The organism is Erythrobacter litoralis (genome assembly GCF_001719165.1).
GTDB lineage: Bacteria > Pseudomonadota > Alphaproteobacteria > Sphingomonadales > Sphingomonadaceae > Erythrobacter > Erythrobacter litoralis.
This window is the reverse complement of record NZ_CP017057.1, coordinates 479010-495788: the sequence shown is the minus strand read 5'-3', so window position 1 is coordinate 495788 and position 16779 is coordinate 479010. Positions and strand designations below refer to the sequence as shown.

Below are 16779 nucleotides of genomic sequence, written 5' to 3'. Positions count from 1 at the left end.
GAAATCGATGTTCCACCGTAGAGAATACCGTTTCAAATTAGTCATTCGTGCACCAGCGGCACCTGCTCGATACTGGCCTTGAATCAGTGGACGGCCCTCATCGCAAGTACTTCGATGGTTCCTGAGCCTAAGCCGGCGTTTGAGCAAGCCGCCGCGTGGCTTTCATCAATGGATGCGAAGCTGACGCGGAAGGCAACCAACGTGGACAGCCATCAACATGACCCGCAGCCATGGCCGCTGCCAGAAAGGCGCGCGTCTGCGCACGGGCTTGCCGCGCGGGCATCGCAAGCTAGTCGCCAGCCCTGCGTATGACCGGCGTGGCCGCGCCAAGGGCGCTCTACGGACCGATCAACGGCGACTGGTTCGAAGCCTACGTCACCCAGGTGATCGTGCCCTAGCTGCGCCCCAGTGACATCGTCATCATGCAAAGCCTCTCGAACCACAAGCGGGCAATCTTGCAGGAGAAGATCGAAACGGTCGGGAAAACCCTGCGCTTCCTTCCGCACTATAGCTCCGACTTCATTCCGATCGAGAAGGCGTTCTCCCGTCTCAAGGCAATGCTGCCAAATGCTGGAGAGCGCACCGTCAGGGCCGTGGGATCTAATCGGCAGGCTAGTCGACATCTTCCAGCCAGACGAATGCACCAACTACTCCAGATCATGCGGCTATAAACCGGAGTGATCGGAAAACGCTCTCACTTAGAGTGAATCGCCGGTTCGCTGTCTATGCGCGATGGTCAAAGCCGCGACAAGCCTAACGCGATCTTAAGCCCTGCCGGTCCATTGCGTTCGCACAAGACGGAAGCGATGGACCGATGAACGCACCCTTCGAGACAGCCAAGGCGCTGGACCCTGATGCGACACCGGGCGTGCGGATCGAACACGAGGTGGCCGTGATCGGGCTCGGCTATATCGGCCTGCCGACCGCGGCGGTGTTGGCCAGCCATGGCTGGAGCGTGTGCGGCGTCGACATTTCGGAGCGGGTCGTCGAGACCGTAAATGCGGGCGCCGTCCATATCGAGGAGCGCGATCTCGACAGGCTCGTGCGCAGCGCGACAAAGGCCGAGCTGCTTGTCGCATCGACCGAGGTGCCAACGGCGCATTTCTATATGATCGCGGTTCCGACCCCGCTCGGGCCGGACAAGACGCCCGACATATCCTTCGTGGAAGCGGCAGCGCGCGCGATCGCGCACCGGATCCTGCCCGGTGCATGCGTCATCATCGAAAGCACCTCGCCGATCGGGACGACCGAGCGCGTAGCGGAAATAATCTCCAAGGAGCGCCCCGATCTCGCCGTGCCCGAATTCGGGGACGATGAAGGCGGCGACATCGCGCTCGCCTACTGTCCCGAGCGCGTGCTGCCAGGCAAGATCGTCACCGAGCTGGTCTACAACGACCGCGTCATCGGCGGAATGACCGCGGCCTGCGCCGAACGCGCCGCGGCGCTCTATCACAGCTTTGTCAAGGGCGACTGTCTTGTCACCAATGTGCGAACCGCCGAAATGGTGAAGCTGGTCGAAAACAGCTTTCGCGACGTCAACATCGCCTTCGCCAACGAACTGTCGATGATCGCGGACGCGATGGAGATCGACGTGTGGGAGGTCATCCGCCTCGCCAATCGCCACCCGCGCGTCCGCATCCTCCAACCCGGGCCGGGCGTGGGCGGGCACTGCATCGCGGTCGACCCGTGGTTCCTCGTCGCCGCCGCGCCAGACAGGGCCCGGCTGGTGCGCACCGCGCGGGAGGTCAATGACAGCAAGGCCGTGCACGCTGAGCACCGGATCCGCGCCCTGCTCGATGCCGCGCCCGGTGGCAAGGTCGCCCTGCTCGGCATCGCCTTTAAGCCGGACATTGATGATTTCCGCGAAAGCCCAGCGCTAGAGATTGCCGTTTCGCTTGCCCGCGACCAAGGGGACCGGATCCTCGTGGTCGAACCTTTCACCGCGGATCTTCCTGAGGAACTCTCAGGGACGGGCGTCAGACTCGCAACGCTTGATGAGGCGCTTAGGGAAGCGGAAATCGTCGTCGTGCTCGTTGACCATACCGCCTTCAGACATCTCACACCCGAGGACCTCGCCGGGCGCATCGTGTTCGACACCAGGGGCATGCTCAAAAGATGAGCGCCGAAACCGGCCGCCCTCGCATGCTCGTGACCTTCGGCACGCGGCCTGAGGCGATTAAGATGGCCCCGGTTGTCGATGCGCTGCGCATGGACGGGCGGTTCGACGTGCGCGTGGTTGTGACTGCCCAGCACCGCGAAATGCTCGACCAAGTCCTCGAAATCTTCGGGATTGTGCCCGACCTTGATCTCGACCTCATGCAGCATGGGCAAAACCTCGACGAACTTTCGGCACGCATCGTCACCCGCTTCGGCGCAGCGCTCGATACGGAAAAGCCCGACCGTGTGCTTGTCCATGGCGACACGCTGACGACCATGATGGCCACGCTTGCCTGCTATTTCCGGCGCATACCGGTCGGTCATGTCGAGGCTGGGCTGCGGAGCGGGAATATTTACGCGCCATGGCCAGAAGAGGGCAACCGCAGGGTGACGGGAGTGTTAGCCGACCTGCATTTTGCACCGACCGAGTCTGCGGCAGATGCGCTTCGTGCCGAAAATGTTCCTGAAGACGCGATTCATGTCACCGGCAACACGGTGGTCGATGCGCTTCTGGCAACTCGCAACAGGCTAGCCAAAAAACCGGGTCTTGCACCAATAATCAATGCACTAAGGGATCAGTACGCGGATCGAAAGATCATCGCAGTCACAGCCCATCGGCGTGAAAATTTTGGCGAGGGCATGCGCCAGATCAGCGCGGCCATGCGACATCTGGCTCAACGCGGTGACGTTGCAATCATCTATCCGCTCCACCCCAATCCGAACGTGAAAAAGATCATGCGGTCAGAGCTTTCGCAGATCGCTAACATCGCCCTTATTGATCCACTCGACTATCCCGAATTCGTGGCCATGATGGAAGCGAGCGAGATCATAATCACGGATTCGGGTGGCATTCAGGAGGAAGCGCCCAGCCTCGGCAAACCGGTGCTTGTGCTGCGCGAGACGACCGAGCGGCCAGAAGGAATAAGTTTGGGCACGGCCAAGCTGGTCGGCACCGATAGCGCCAGGATTGTCTCCGAAGCTTCTCGGCTGCTGGATTGCCCTTCCGCCTACAAGGCCATGTCCTTGACGCACAATCCATACGGAGACGGCACTGCAAGCCAAAAAATAGCAGAGGTCCTCGCGCAGCAGTCAGGGCTACAGGTCAAGGACGCACAAGCCGTCTCTTGAGCTAGGGCGCCCAAGATGTGCTCTCGCTTGATGGGCTCGCTCTTACCAGTCTGCGAACCCACGCTCCTCCTTCTTCTGGGGAGGTTCCGGATTTGGCAGTCTGCAATGATAGGGACGATCCAAAAGTTCCGGATGACGATCAGATATCGGAACTTTCTTGGAAACTACAAAAGCGAGTCTATCGAATGAAGCGAAATCATGACTAGCACGATCAAAAGCACCATAATCACGCAGCACACGACGACAGATTGAAGGCGCAGCCACTTCTGGAGGTCTCTTTACGTCAACAGAAGAGGCAAGATGGAGGCCTTCCTGATGCTCCTCGACAACCGCATCCAGAACGCCGGCCGACTTGGCTCAGCCGATTACCTTGTGGATAGCGCGCGGTCGCGCCGGATCCGCCACCTATGTCAAGCAGGCGGTCGCTCGTTGGCACAAGGTGGACGATGTCTCGGCGAAACTTTGAATCATAATCTTGCGGGGTGCCAATGGTCTGGCCGGTCAATTGGCCGAGAGGATTGAGCGCCACCAATGCTCACTGTCGAGATACCAATGAAGGGTTTGCCGCAATCCCTCATCAAAACTGCGTTGAGCGGCGTAATTCAGTTCGGTCCGGACCTTTCGGTCGTCGATCGAATAGCGACGATCATGTCCGGCGCGATCGGTCACATAAGTGAGAAGGCTGTCCGTCTTTTGCCCGCGGGCGGCGGGCGCTTTTGGGAAGCGAGCAGCCAATCCGTCGACTTCTTCGAAAGCGCGATCGACCTCTCGGCAGATTGCCGCGATGACGTCAAGGTTCGGCAATTCGGCGCCCCCACCGATATTGTATGTCTCGCCAGGCTTCCCGCGCAAAAGACAGGCCTCGATCCCGCGGCAATGATCTTCGACATGCAGCCAGTCGCGCACATTCATCCCGTCGCCATAAATGGGCAGGTTGCGCCCATGCAGCGCGTTCAGGAGGAAAAGCGGAATCAGCTTTTCGGGATATTGGTAGGGCCCGTAATTGTTCGAACAATTGCTCGTGGTCACGTCCAACCCATAGGTGTGGTGATAAGCTCGCACCAGGTGATCGGAGGCAGCCTTTGACGCCGAATACGGCGAATTAGGCGCATAGGGAGTGGTCTCGGTAAAGGCCGGATCATCGGGGCCGAGAGAACCGAACACCTCATCGGTTGAAATGTGATGGAAACGATGCGGCTGGCCGCAGCCTGAAAGCCAAACTGCTCGCGCCGCCTTGAGCAGGCTATTGGTTCCGAGGATATTGGTATCAATGAAAGCATCCGGCCCGCTGATCGAACGGTCCACATGGCTCTCGGCGGCGAAATGGACTACCGTGCTGATATCGTAATCGCGCAGTAGACTTCCGACCAGATCGATGTCGCGGATGTCGCCTACCACTAGCTCGACATTGGGCACGCCTTCGATGGTCGAACGGTTTCCGGCATAGGTCAGAGCATCGAGCACGATTACTTCGTCACCGGGGTGGTTCGCATTCCAGTAGTGCACGAAATTGCCACCGATGAAGCCGGCGCCACCGGTGACGAGCAGATTAGCCAAGTTTCGCCTCCTCATCGAGCATCAGACGCAGATTATCGCGCCAATGACACGGCGTATCTCCCAGAAATGCGCGGGTTGCGCTGCAATCAAGCACCGAAAAAGCTGGCCGCCGCGCCGGGGTGGGGTAATCGGCTGTGGTGATCGGTCGTATCGAAGGGGCGCGAGGGATGAGGCCACGCTCAAGGGCTTCCTCCGCGATCGCGACGGCGAATTGGTGCCAGCTAGTGGTTCCCTCATCGCAGTGGTGGAACCTGCCAGTTGCTCCCTTTTCCACCAGCGCCCAGATGCTACGCGCAAGGCCAGTCGCCCAGGTCGGAGCGCCTATCTGGTCCGCGACGACAGAAAGCTCTGCGCGCTCTTTCATCAGCCGGATCATGGTGCGCACGAAATTCGCGCCGCCTGCTTCATAGACCCAAGCCGTGCGCACCAGCAGGTCTTCAGGTCGCAGGTGATCCTCGCCCTCCGCCTTGGTGCGGCCATAGGCCGATAGCGGATTGCGTTCGTCGTCGGGTCGGTAAGGACGGTTCGTCATGCCGTCGAACACGAAATCGGTCGAAACATGGACGAGCTTTCCGCCCGTATCAGCCATCGCGTCAACCATCGCGTGGACGGCCGCTGCATTGACAGCGTGGGCGACGTCTTCCTCGCTCTCAGCCTTGTCGACCGCTGTATAGGCTGCTGCGTTGAGAATCACATCAGGCGCTTCTACTACCAGCCGAGCGGTCAGCATCGAAGCTTCGGTAAAGTCGCAATCATCGGCGTCGATTGCGTTGACCTCCGCCCATGCTGGGGCGAGCCGCGTCAATGCGCCACCGAGTTGGCCATTGGCACCAGTAATCAAGACTTTCATGAATACACCGCTAGATCGGCAAGCGGGAGGCCCCGCGCGTCCTTTTCAGAGATGATGGGATCCAGGCCCTCAACTGGCCATTCGACCCCGACATCGGGGTCATCCCATGCAAGCGTATATTCGGCTTCAGGCGAATAGGGTGCCGTACACTTGTAGAGAAAATCAGTGTCGTCTTCGAGCGTTAGAAACCCGTGAGCAAAACCCTCGGGCACCCAGAACATGCGCTTGTTCTCAGCGCTGAGTTCGACCCCAACCCATTTCCCGAAATTCGGAGATGAGACGCGCAGATCAACCGCGACATCGAATACCGCGCCGTGAGTCACCCGCACCAGCTTGCCCTGAGCGCCCGGGTTCTGGAAATGCAGCCCGCGCAGGACGCCTTTCTGCGAGCGGCTGTGATTGTCCTGCACCCAGCGCATAGCGAGACCTGCTTTACGGAAAGCTGACTCTTTCCATGTTTCCATGAAGAAGCCGCGATCGTCACCGAAGACGCGAGGTTCGAGGATAAGAGGTCCAGATATGGCGGTCGCCACAACTCTCATGCCGGGCGCGGCTCACGGAGCAATTGCATCAGGTATTCGCCATAGCCAGACTTGCGCAGAGGCTGGGCGATTTCTTCGAGCTGAGCATCATCGATGAAACCCTGTCGCCAGGCGATCTCTTCCGGACAGGCAATCTTGAAGCCCTGCCTCTCTTCCGTGATCCTGACATAGGTGGCAGCGTCAAGAAGAGATGCATGCGTGCCGGTATCGAGCCACGCGAACCCGCGCCCCATGAGTTCCACGGACATCGCATCGTCATCGAGATAGAGCCGGTTGAGGTCGGTAATCTCCAGCTCCCCACGAGCCGAGGGCTTGAGTTCTCGCGCGCGATCGACAACGGTTTCGTCGTAGAAATAGAGGCCCGTAACGGCATAATTGGATTTGGGCCGGGATGGCTTTTCTTCGATCGAAACGGCCCGGCCCGAGGAGTCGAACTCTACGATCCCGAAGGCTTGCGGATTGGTGACACGGTAGGCGAAAATGCTGGCACCACAGTCGCTGGATCCTGCGCGTCTGAGCAGCTCGGGAAGTCCATGACCATAGAAGATGTTGTCACCGAGGATCAGCGTGCTTGGTCCTCCTGAAACGAAATCCGCTCCGATGTGAAAGGCCTGAGCCAACCCTTCTGGCTTCGGCTGTACCGCATAGCTCAGGCAAACCCCCAAGTCCGAACCGTTGCCGAGCACCCTTTGAAACTGATCCGCGTCCTCCGGCGTCGTGATGATGAGGACATCCCTGATACCAGCCAGCATCAAGGTACTCAGTGGATAATAAATCATTGGCTTGTCGAAGACGGGCATCAGTTGCTTCGAGACGCCGCGAGTAAGCGGATAAAGCCGGGTTCCTGAACCACCCGCGAGAATAATACCGCGTCTTTTCTTAGTGATAGCTTCGTTTTTCACGTCTTCGATACCCCCGAAGTCCGAGCGCGAACCACCGCATCGCAGTATGGCAAGCGGGGGTCAATGACCAACCGAAAAGCCCTCCAAGCGATTACGACGGAGGTGCCGAAAAACCAACCGGGAAAAGACTGCCTAGCGGCGGTCTTAGTTGAAGTTTTGTAGACCTAGGAAAGAAGGCCCGCACCCGTCCTCGGGAAGATGCAGTCTATTCTGCGCAAAGCTAGTGGCCGATCGGCCCAGGAACCACTAGATCCGGTGTGGAATCGTGGGTCGACGGATCGCTTGAGAACGGAACCATGCGTGGGAAACGATTACCGTTCGAGATGGCAAATCTGAGACGTCAACTGTCCCCAAACCGGGCGTAAAGCTCCAAGACAACCCATTCGCCGAGGCAGAGATGCGGCACTGCGAATTTCGGCCAAACCGATCTGGCGAAACTTGCAGACCGTCCGGTACGCGTGCTCCGTACTCGCAAAGCAAATTTAGCCGAGATTGAATGTGCGCAGGGTGCGAGCACTCAGCGAGGCGGAGCCTTGTAGACAATGCGGAGGCTGCGCTTCAGGTGAGCCTGCGCTTCTACGAGCTCGCCACGAACACGTAGATCATACGCCCTCGGCCGGTCGGACGACGCTTGGGGATGGTAAGCTGGACGCTCGAAAGCAAACAATTCACATTAGAATAGCGCGGAAGACTGCCATGCGGGATGGGCACCTTGCCTTTGGCGGGATGCAGGCGGCAGTGCCACGCTCGCCCGGGGCATGGCGGAACTTGTCGGCATCATAGCCCCGGCGGGCGAGCAACGCCTTGGCCTTGGGGAGGGCATCGATCATCAGCGCACCGCCCTTGTAGTCACTCACCTGCCCTTCGCTGAGCAGCATGATTAGCGGGTGCCCTTGCCGTCGCAAACAGCGTGAAGCTTGGAGTTCAAGCCACAATCGGTGCGCCCGATGCGTCGGGATAGAGCCTCCTTCCTGGCAGGCTTGCGGCCGTGCGATGGGCCTTCAGATGGGTGGTCAGATGGGTGGTGTCGATCATCAGCCGATCCGGCTTACCACCCTTGCCGTCAGCTCAGCGGAGATGGGGTTGAAGACGCCTAGCCGCTCTAGTGGATCAGCTGGCCGTAGATCGTACTGCGCGGGCCATTGGGACAGGCTTCTCGCGCCAACAAGGCCATTCCAGATCACGAAAATGATGCCGGTGGCGATATCTGCCGATGATAGACCCGCAGAATCCCGTGCGACAACGGAAAACAAGGCTTTACCCGGCGCATCTGGGCCTCGCTTAACAATTACAGCTCCGACATCAGTCGCACCTTCTCGATGCTGCGACTGGAGCCGAAAGAGTGCGAAGCACGATCAGTAGGCCGCCATCAATGCACGTAGTTTAATGGATTCTGGACCTAGGCGCAGCGACATACAAACCAAAATGTCGCCTGCTTAAGCAAACTGGTAACGGACGCGGTTAGAGCGCCGGCGGCGGAGTGCGAAAGCGACTGCTCCGAAGCCAAGAATCATGAGCGCCCATGTCCCCGGCTCACGGTCAGCCAACATTGGGCTCTGCCGCATCGCCGCCACTTGCTGACTTTGATCGGGGGCAGCAAGTCCGAGCGTGTCCGGAGTGGCGTTCACAGCCACGGTCAACTCCGGACTCTCGCCGCGGGCAACTCCATTAACAGTGCTGATTTTGGCCGTCGCAAATGCCAGCAACCCCACAATAACGACGACAAAAAGCATCGCCGCCCGAACGGACGGAATCCAAACACCATTCATTGTCAATTACCCCCAGAATCTAAGACCACAGCCTGACCAGCGCCCGCGGGATCTAACGTCCCTATGGTCTCCCGGCAGATTCAGTTCAGTGGCGCCCCGCACTCATCTGATTCTGCCGATTGGAAGGATTAGCACCATGTTAGCCCGAGTCAACAAATGGTGAATAACGTCCACCGTTCAGATGCGCACATGTGGGAAACCCTGTTTATCCCTATAATACAATGATTTGTGTCGATATTGCGACCTTGAATTCGCCACTGGAACCAAATGCGCGATTAACAGAACTTTTGTGTGAGCGTGGCAGTGCCCCATTCTGGAACAACAAAGTGTCCCAACGTGGGACAGTGAGGGCATTCTACCGTGACCTCGGCCGGAGAAAGCGGCGGACGGCTGCTGCGGCGGGTGATCGACATCAACAACATCGCCGCCGATACCCGGGCCGATAGCGCCTCTAGCAGCACCAAGAACGAGGCATGGCAAAAGGCCAACATGTTCAAGAGTTGCATCCATCGCCGCAAGCCCAAGGGCAAGCCGATGCCTCAGTACATGGCGCGCGCCAACTCGGCGAAGTCAGCGATCCACGCCAAGGTCGAGCATGTCTTCGCCCATCAGAATAACCGCTGTGGCCTCTTCATCCGCATCATCGGCATCGCCAGAGCGCAGGCCAACCTCACGCTTGCCAACCTCGCCCGAAACTTCGACCGACTGATCTTCCATGAGCGGTGTGCAGCCACGGGATAGTTCCGCCTGAAATCCGCAGAAGCGGCTGAAACACCCATCAAAACCAGCGCACAACGGACAACTTGACCGCACAAACGGTCATCCTGCAGGTATCAGGTGCACCACGGCCAATCATGTGGCCAAAAACTACGGTTCTCGCGAGTGTCCAGCTCCTCCAACGGCGGCGACACCGCGGGCATGAGAGCGAGGACCTCGCCAAGTTAAAGAGTGCCCGAAGACATCACGTTGAGCTGTGTAGGTAAAGCGACGCAAGGATCGGCCAACAGACCAAGCTCACACGGCTCTGGCCCTAGCGCGGTACACGTCCTCCGGCACTGCGCGATAAGCGGCGCTCCTCAGCATGGATATTCTGCGCTATCTCTCCCGCTGAAGGCAGGGTCCCCGGCCTCGCCATGCCTCGCTGCAACACCGCGACAATCAAAATGCACTTCGAGAAGATCGTCTTTCATGTCGCCTGTGGCGCCCAAGCTTTGGTTACCCTTGATCAGGCTGGATGGCATGGCTCCTGCGACCTCGTCCTTATGCCCAACCTTGCCCTGTTGCCGCTGTCGCCGTGATGTCCTGAGCTCAACCTGATCGAGAACGTCTGCCAGGTCAGGAAACACAATTGGCTGTCGAACCTCACCTTCAAATCCCTAGCAGACTACGTAGACCATGGCTTCTTCACTTGGAACAGCGACGCCAATCAACCTCGGCGTGTCATGTCTATCGGCATGTGTCAGTAAACCGATGGGTCCTGATCAGTGCTCCTCGCAATTAGCGGGATGCATGATTTGATGGTAACGTTAAGACGGCTTCCCCGTTACCGCGTCGCTACCAGTCTACCTATCCTCTAGGGTCGCATTTCAGAAACTGCATCCCAAAATCGACGTCGATCCGTGAGGAGATGTTCAAGCACAACTAGGAAATTATCAAATCCAATTTGACACCGGAACCGCTGCTGACGGCGCGACCTTCTTGATATGATCTTGCCTGTGGCTGTACAAGCTATTGACTCCCAAAGGGCAGCAGTCCGCCCGCGTTCTCGGCCAGCTAACGATTAAGCTGGATGCCATACACCTCGATGTTCGGATCCTGATCATCGACATTGGTCTTGTGGAACCCGGCTTTGAGGGCGATTCGCGCCGAAGCCGCGTTGTCGCGGTGGATGCGCGCAATAAGCATGGTGATTGACGGGAAACGCGCGGTGACCTCTTCGACATAGGCGGCAACCATGCGGGCGCCGATGCCACATCCCCAATGGTCACGGCCGAGCCAATAGCTGACCTCGGCACTTTCACGTACCGAATCAGCTGGCGCAAAGAAGATCCGAACCTGGCCGACGGGCACTCCATCCGCAAGGACAGCACGGACATCGTGGTGCTTGGTTTCGTTCGACAACTCAATCAGAGATGCCGCCAAGTCGTCGGTAAACGGGTCAGGATAGGGCTCGGGAAGAAGTGCCCAAACATACGGATCATCGAGAAGGGCCTTGTACTGCGCCAGATCTTGAGCCTGCCACCGACCAAACATGGTTATTGGCTCTCGAGCCGTATGTCTATTTTTATATTGCATGTAAAACTGAACGAATGGATCGCCTTTAGTAAAGACCTACTGTAGAGTCGGCTCATCATCGATATCGTCAACGCAGTTCAATGGCACCCACCCCTTTTGAAAGGGGATCATAAGCGACTTCGCGCCCGGAAGCCTTGAGCATTCCAAGTTGCGCCTTCGACAACAAAGCTTGTGAACGCAAAACCTGGCTCAAAGAGCTGCCAATTGGATTATTCAGAAAGACAGATTTTACTATCACAAGAAATGCCCATGGCTGCCCGAGCTCATCAGCAAGCAGAATATAGGCTCGGGGGCGTATTGCGGCGGACACAGCCTATCGGTCGAAGGAGAACGAGGCCTTCCTCGAGCGCGGCATGTTCAAGAGCAACATCCACCAGAGGCGCAAGCCGCGTAGACCTTTGCCCGAGCACGTCGCCCGAGCCAATGCCAGGCGCTCCGCTGTCCGCTCTGCGGTCGAGCACGTGTTCGCCGGGCAGAAGCACCGCATGGGGCTGTTCATCCGGACCATCGGTATCCAGCGTGCCCGGATCAAGACCGGGATGGCAAACCTCGCCGATAACTTCCAGCGCCTCGCCTGGCTCAAGGGGCGAAGTGCGCCTGCATGATGCGAAAAGGCCGCGCTGAGCGGCGCACCGGCCCAGAAAACCGAGGAAATGAGTCCCCAAAAGGCCGCCCCTCAAAGCCTGAAGTTCGTCATCAGACCACTCGCGCCGCAATCATGCCAGAAACAGCAGGTTCTTCGAGGTGTCCAGGTGATCGGGCCGCTGCTGCCGCCTGAGCGGGGACGTTGGGCGCGTCCCGCCGGGGATAATCGGCGCTTTCTCAATGGCATGCTCCACATGCTGCGGGTCGGCTGCCCTTGGCGCGACATGCACGAGCGCTACGGCAAGTGGAACTCGGTCTATGTCCGGTTCGGGCGCTGGGCCGAGCAGGGCGTCTGGGATGCGCTGCTGCAAACGCTGGTTGATCTTGGCCTGACCGACGACTGGCAGCACATGATCGACAGCACCGGCGTTCGCGGCCATGTCTCGGCAGCGGGCGGAAAAGGGGGGCTTGTGCGAATGCTCTTGGTCGATCACGCGGCGGCTTTACGAGCAAAATCCACGCCCGCTGCGACAATCAGGGACTGCCTCTCGGCTTCATCCTGACCGGCGGCGAGGCCACCGATTGCACCGCTGCTGAGCTGCTGATGGAGATCCCCATCGCCGCACCCAAGGCGCTGCTGGCGGACAAAGGCTATCACGGTGATCGCTTCCGGGAGAGCCTGCTGATCCGGGGCATCCTGCCAATCATCCCGCCCCGTTCGAACCGAAAGGTGCTCGAGCATCTCGACTATCGCCGCTATCGTGACCGCAACCGCGTCGAGCGGTGCTTCGGCAAGCTCAAGCAACAGCGCCGTATCGCCACCCGCTACGACAGGACGATCCTCTCCTTCGAGAGCTTCCTCAACCTCGCCGCCACTCGCCTATGGCTGAGGTCTTTTGTCAACACGGCCTAATCCCAGAGAGGCTTCCACGAGTTCTGACTCGGTGCAGCTTCCGGCGGCATAGATTTTACGGGAATTTCTATGCGAGATCAGGAGTTCCGCAAGGATGCCACGAACGCTTTCTCAAGGCCTTCTAGACCGGGCCGGCGCTGGTATTGGCGGCGGCAGGAGCATTTACCCCAGTTGCGTTAACGGGCCACAGCGCCGTAGCACGATTGACGCAGAAGGAAGTGGAGAACTTCTTTCGCATCCGAACATTATACAAAATCATTTTTTCTTGGATGACGGCTCAGATTCTTGAAGTGGTCAACTCTACGTGAAAACGTGGATTCGAAACAGTGCTGCTTAGAGAAGGAGACCCCTATCTGTGCAGCTCTGACAAGGCGATCGCGGTTGCGGTGTAGATCCGCAATGACACTTGCAAGTTTTTTTGAATCACCCATCGGGGCAAGGAAACCGGCCCCGGATATTTCCACGATGCCCTTAAAGGCCTCATTATCGTAGCCTGCGATTGGTACTCCGCACGCCATGGTCTCGGAATAAGTGCTCGATGGATCGCCTTGCATGTGGCAGCAAACGAATAGATCCGCAGACTGCTTCAAAAATGGCACCCATCCTTGATCGAAATCGACCGGCGGAAAGATCGAAATCTGATCCTCAAGCCCATAGCGAGAGATCGCCGAACGAAGTTTGCTCTCTTCTGGGCCAGCCCCGTAGATCGCTAACTCAAACGGGACGCCAGCTTGGCTTAGGTGTCGTGCAACTCGCGGGAGCTGCAGCACCCCCTTCATTGGGACAAATCTTCCGCCAAAGACCAGCCGAAGTGGTCTCCCGACTTGGACCTCCAGAGTTTTTCGAGCTAGCTTTTCAGATGTAATTATATCGGAGTTCTTTACGCGGTTGTCAAAAAATAGAAACGCGTCGGGACATATCTCGCGGTAGGCGCGATACGTAGGGACGCCATTACATTGCAAGCCTGCAGAGATGCCGATTAGATATTGACGTAGGCGCTCTGCTTTCCAAGCCCAGAGCTTTCTTCGGAGCTTCACGATGGGGTTCGCTCCGCTACTGTCTATGATCTGCCATTCTGTCCGCAGAGTGTACTCGGCCACATGGACGACGGGCACCCCAATGCGATTACAGATCTCTGTTGTCCCGACCTCGAATGGCGAAAGGAAGCCGACGACCACGGAGGCTGATTGAAGGCGTCGGGCGAGCACTTTAAGATCATTAGGCCGGATCTCGATAACGTGCCCACCAATGTCGTCAGCGACTTCTACGTGGTCAAGGTCAGTGGACGGCAATGGCGAAACCTCGAACAGACTGGTTACCGGCCCAGGCCAAGACTTGGCATACTCGGCGGCTCCGTTCAGGTATTTCTGGGTGACGATCAGACCCCCGGATGCAGCCTTCTGTGCTCTCAGCACAGGCAGCAGGATTAGTTCATTGGCCGATGATTCCGTATTAGGCACGAGGTAATATCTGACTTTCTTGCAAGCGATCTGAATCATCCGGATCGACTGAGGTTCCTCTTTCTTCCAGATTTCCGATCGGACGGTGAAACGCTCCCATTCTGCCAGCAGATAACCGCTTTCTTTACGACATATCTCCCCACTGCCACTGGCGAACTATTCGCTCGGCGCCTTCCTGTCGGCCGCCAAACTACAGCCCCCACGCTGTCGCGCGAGATTCAGGACAAAGGGTTTCGCACAATCTCAATTATGCGATTTTGAACGGCCAGATCGAGGCCGGGGAAGACAGGCAGACAAAGGACACTATCTGCAGCACGGCGCGCCACGGCGAGCGTTCCGGGACCTGTCGAAGGAGCGCCTGCGTATGGAGGTAAATCAGCGACACTCGGATAAAAATATTTTCTCGCGGAGATCCCTTTTTGCCTCAGGATTTCGCACAACTTATCGCGCGTGATCGGATAGTCCGGTTCGACAATAATCGGGAACATGTAACTGTTATGCACAACGTCGGACGACGGCTGAATAAAGCGCAACCCTTGAACGCTCGATAGAGCGCTTAAATACGCCTCGACAATCGTGCGACGCTTAGCAAGCTCATCCGACACATATGGCAACTGCGCCAAGCCAACAGCCGCGTGCAACTCGCTCATCTTGGCATTTAAGCCTATAGAATTAACGTTCTCGTTATCAATTATGCCGTTATTTGCAAGTTGCCCGATGGCTTCAACAAGTTGAGGATTTGACGAAACGATGGCCCCGCCCTCAAGGGTGTTAAAGACCTTTGTTGCGTGGAAACTGACGATGGAGCAGTCTCCGTAGGCTAGGACAGACCGCCCCCCGACTTTGACCCCAAAGCAGTGGGCCGCATCAAAAATGAGTGGGATGCCGCGGCGGTCCGCGATCGCTTGCAACGCCTCCACGTCACATGGAATGCCATAGCAGTGCACCGCTAGGATCGCTTGCGTTCGTTCTGTTATCTGTTCAGCGACGGCCGTCGGAGAAAGGTTCAAGGTCTCCGGATCGATATCCGCGAATATCGGGGTTGCGCCTGCAAGGACAATCGCGTTGGTGGTCGCGACAAACGTGTATGGTGAAGTGATGACGTCACCGGTTATGCCCAAAGCTCGCAGAGCCAAGAGCGTCCCTAGCGTACAGTTTGCCACAAGGCTAACGTATGGCACATCGAAATAACCCTGAAGTTCTTCTTGCAGCCGCCGGACGAAAATACCGTTATTCGTGAGATCCCCGGAGGCCCATATATCCCGAAGATATGGAAGCACGTCTTCCAAAGGCGGCATACTTGGCCGCACCACAGGGACTGGCTCAATTGACTGCGCATCCAGATTCGTGAGACGCGAAAGAACCAAGGAATTTTTTTGCGAAATAAGATGTTTCATTTTACTCACTATGCAGCACGGAGATTGCACCGCTAGCTCGCCGTCTCGACACCAAGCCGAGACAACGTACCCAGCCCAAGACCCTTACGCCTCAAGGCGTGCCAGACACCTTAACGCCAGACAATATCCTCGGGGAATTGGCTGAAGCACGATCCACTACTTATATTCGATCAATCCCGATTTCTGCCCGCGTATCATCGCTGACCAGCACTGCAGAACACCTGAGATCTCCGCAAATTTTCCCACCAGCACCAATCCAGCGTAAGCCGCTGAAAATCGCCACGGCCGGCCAGAACGCCGCTTTCGCCATGAAATACGAACGAACTGCAAAAGATAGATCAACAATACTCCAGCAAAAAACAAACCAGCTATAGCGGATCCGAACCCAAAAAACCCTGCTGCCATCACAAAAAGGATCGTCGGCAAGCTGAACCCCCAAAAAAGGATGCTAAATAGTGTACGACGCCAGCTGGTCAGTGAATGCTTACCATGACGCCAGACATGCATGGCATAGGCATACCCTGCGCGCCGCGCCCTTTTCCACCAATTCGAGAAGCGAAGTATATTCGCATCATGCAGCGTCATCGCGCCATCGATCCGCCGTACTTGCCAGCCCGCCCTGCCAAGCCGAAGGCATAGGTCCGGTTCCTCCCCTGCAATCAGATCATCACTGTAGCCCCCCGCTTCGCGCAACGCCGCTACCCGCATAAGAGCATCACCGCCACACGCCGTGGCGATCCCGACGGGCACATCCCATTCATCATCACATAGTCTATTGTAAATGCTCCGTTCGGGGAATCGCTCGCTTCGTCGGCCGAACACGATTGCGAGGCGGGCATCGGCCATGATCGCGCTTGAAGCTTTGCTGAACCACTCCGCTTCGATCTCGCAATCACCGTCAATGAATTGAACGAGGACTGTCTCAGGATCCTGCTCAAGCAACTGTCGCCAGCCAGCGTTCCGCGCCCTTGCTGCTGTAAAGCCTCTGTGATCTCCAAGCTCGACCACGACGGCGCCAGTCGAACGCGCAAACTCGACGCTGCCGTCACTGGACCCGGAATCTACATAGACCACCTGATATCCCGCAGGTATCGAAAGCAAGCACCGCTTGAGCCGCTCCCCCTCGTTACGGCCAATGACGACAACACCGATCCTCTCCGTACTCATTCGCGGGTCACTCTGACCATCAGGCGAGCGAATGCGAATCGAGATCTAATCTTTGGT

13 protein-coding genes and 3 pseudogenes are annotated in these 16779 nt (G+C 57.6%); 6 read left to right on the top strand and 10 right to left on the bottom strand.

All coding sequences use genetic code 11. From position 1 onward, the window contains the following. Window positions 1-199: 199 nt before the first annotated feature. The 3 genes and pseudogenes from Ga0102493_RS02295 to wecB all read left to right on the top strand — a co-directional run. A pseudogene (locus Ga0102493_RS02295) lies at window positions 200-681 on the top strand (transposase); the annotation flags it as partial. Between the two features lie 133 nt (window positions 682-814). Beyond that, window positions 815-2119 (top strand): UDP-N-acetyl-D-mannosamine dehydrogenase, encoded by a 1305-nt coding sequence (gene wecC / locus Ga0102493_RS02290; RefSeq protein ID WP_081845716.1) that lies wholly within the window; start codon window positions 815-817, stop codon window positions 2117-2119. Then, complete coding sequence (gene wecB, locus Ga0102493_RS02285; RefSeq protein ID WP_034905296.1) at window positions 2116-3285, top strand: non-hydrolyzing UDP-N-acetylglucosamine 2-epimerase; 1170 nt, start codon at window positions 2116-2118, stop codon at window positions 3283-3285. The genes wecC and wecB overlap by 4 nt, the downstream gene beginning before the upstream one ends. A 501-nt stretch (window positions 3286-3786) precedes the next feature. Here the strand turns inward: wecB and rfbB are convergent. From rfbB to Ga0102493_RS02255, 6 genes are all read right to left on the bottom strand, one after another. Continuing rightward, window positions 3787-4842 carry a dTDP-glucose 4,6-dehydratase gene (rfbB, locus tag Ga0102493_RS02280; protein ID WP_034905294.1) on the bottom strand — a complete coding sequence of 352 codons (1056 nt, stop codon included), beginning with the start codon at window positions 4840-4842 and terminating at the stop codon, window positions 3787-3789. Further along, entirely contained in the window at window positions 4835-5692 is an 858-nt protein-coding gene (gene rfbD, locus Ga0102493_RS02275) for a dTDP-4-dehydrorhamnose reductase (protein WP_034905292.1), read from the bottom strand. The genes rfbB and rfbD overlap by 8 nt, the downstream gene beginning before the upstream one ends. Next, entirely contained in the window at window positions 5689-6234 is a 546-nt protein-coding gene (rfbC, locus tag Ga0102493_RS02270; RefSeq protein WP_034905289.1) for a dTDP-4-dehydrorhamnose 3,5-epimerase, read from the bottom strand. Before rfbC ends, rfbD begins: the two co-directional genes overlap by 4 nt. Continuing rightward, the gene (rfbA, locus tag Ga0102493_RS02265; protein ID WP_051698224.1) at window positions 6231-7136 is read right to left on the bottom strand and encodes a glucose-1-phosphate thymidylyltransferase RfbA; all 906 of its coding nucleotides are present in this window, start codon (window positions 7134-7136) and stop codon (window positions 6231-6233) included. The genes rfbC and rfbA overlap by 4 nt, the downstream gene beginning before the upstream one ends. A 668-nt stretch (window positions 7137-7804) precedes the next feature. Further along, window positions 7805-8014 (bottom strand): hypothetical protein, encoded by a 210-nt coding sequence (locus Ga0102493_RS02260; protein ID WP_081845714.1) that lies wholly within the window; start codon window positions 8012-8014, stop codon window positions 7805-7807. Window positions 8015-8572: 558 nt separating this feature from the next. Then, window positions 8573-8905 (bottom strand): PEPxxWA-CTERM sorting domain-containing protein, encoded by a 333-nt coding sequence (locus Ga0102493_RS02255; protein ID WP_081845713.1) that lies wholly within the window; start codon window positions 8903-8905, stop codon window positions 8573-8575. A 360-nt stretch (window positions 8906-9265) separates the two neighbouring features. Here Ga0102493_RS02255 and Ga0102493_RS02250 point away from each other — a divergent pair, with 360 nt between their 5' ends. Beyond that, the gene (locus Ga0102493_RS02250) at window positions 9266-9646 is read left to right on the top strand and encodes a hypothetical protein (RefSeq protein WP_051698222.1); all 381 of its coding nucleotides are present in this window, start codon (window positions 9266-9268) and stop codon (window positions 9644-9646) included. Window positions 9647-10678: 1032 nt separating this feature from the next. Here the strand turns inward: Ga0102493_RS02250 and Ga0102493_RS15620 are convergent. After that, window positions 10679-11158 (bottom strand): GNAT family N-acetyltransferase, encoded by a 480-nt coding sequence (locus Ga0102493_RS15620; protein ID WP_161490032.1) that lies wholly within the window; start codon window positions 11156-11158, stop codon window positions 10679-10681. A gap of 295 nt (window positions 11159-11453) precedes the next feature. On the opposite strand from Ga0102493_RS15620, the pseudogene Ga0102493_RS02230 reads away from it, so the two are divergent. Further along, a pseudogene (locus Ga0102493_RS02230) lies at window positions 11454-11805 on the top strand (IS5/IS1182 family transposase); the annotation flags it as partial. 90 nt (window positions 11806-11895) lie between these two features. Beyond that, a pseudogene (locus Ga0102493_RS16590) lies at window positions 11896-12698 on the top strand (IS5 family transposase). Window positions 12699-12943: 245 nt separating this feature from the next. Here the strand turns inward: Ga0102493_RS16590 and Ga0102493_RS02215 are convergent. From Ga0102493_RS02215 to Ga0102493_RS02205, 3 genes are all read right to left on the bottom strand, one after another. Continuing rightward, on the bottom strand, window positions 12944-14197 hold the full coding sequence (locus tag Ga0102493_RS02215) for a glycosyltransferase (protein WP_069297437.1): 1254 nt from the start codon (window positions 14195-14197) through the stop codon (window positions 12944-12946). 179 nt (window positions 14198-14376) lie between these two features. Beyond that, a complete protein-coding gene (locus tag Ga0102493_RS02210; protein ID WP_081845711.1) occupies window positions 14377-15555 on the bottom strand; it encodes a DegT/DnrJ/EryC1/StrS family aminotransferase in 1179 nt (392 codons plus the stop codon). A gap of 156 nt (window positions 15556-15711) precedes the next feature. Further along, a complete protein-coding gene (locus Ga0102493_RS02205) occupies window positions 15712-16722 on the bottom strand; it encodes a glycosyltransferase family 2 protein (RefSeq protein ID WP_034905272.1) in 1011 nt (336 codons plus the stop codon). Window positions 16723-16779: the final 57 nt, after the last annotated feature.

Bases quoted from the DNA above. Each gene is read 5' to 3' on its own strand.
- wecC (WP_081845716.1), top strand. From the start codon at position 815: ATGAACGCACCCTTCGAGACAGCCAAGGCGCTGGACCCTGATGCGACA.
- wecB (WP_034905296.1), top strand. From the start codon at position 2,116: ATGAGCGCCGAAACCGGCCGCCCTCGCATGCTCGTGACCTTCGGCACG.
- rfbD (WP_034905292.1), bottom strand. From the start codon at position 5,692: ATGAAAGTCTTGATTACTGGTGCCAATGGCCAACTCGGTGGCGCATTG.
- rfbC (WP_034905289.1), bottom strand. From the start codon at position 6,234: ATGAGAGTTGTGGCGACCGCCATATCTGGACCTCTTATCCTCGAACCT.
- Ga0102493_RS02260 (WP_081845714.1), bottom strand. From the start codon at position 8,014: ATGCTGCTCAGCGAAGGGCAGGTGAGTGACTACAAGGGCGGTGCGCTG.
- Ga0102493_RS02255 (WP_081845713.1), bottom strand. From the start codon at position 8,905: ATGAATGGTGTTTGGATTCCGTCCGTTCGGGCGGCGATGCTTTTTGTC.
- Ga0102493_RS15620 (WP_161490032.1), bottom strand. From the start codon at position 11,158: ATGTTTGGTCGGTGGCAGGCTCAAGATCTGGCGCAGTACAAGGCCCTT.
- Ga0102493_RS02215 (WP_069297437.1), bottom strand. From the start codon at position 14,197: ATGATTCAGATCGCTTGCAAGAAAGTCAGATATTACCTCGTGCCTAAT.
- Ga0102493_RS02210 (WP_081845711.1), bottom strand. From the start codon at position 15,555: ATGAAACATCTTATTTCGCAAAAAAATTCCTTGGTTCTTTCGCGTCTC.
- Ga0102493_RS02205 (WP_034905272.1), bottom strand. From the start codon at position 16,722: ATGAGTACGGAGAGGATCGGTGTTGTCGTCATTGGCCGTAACGAGGGG.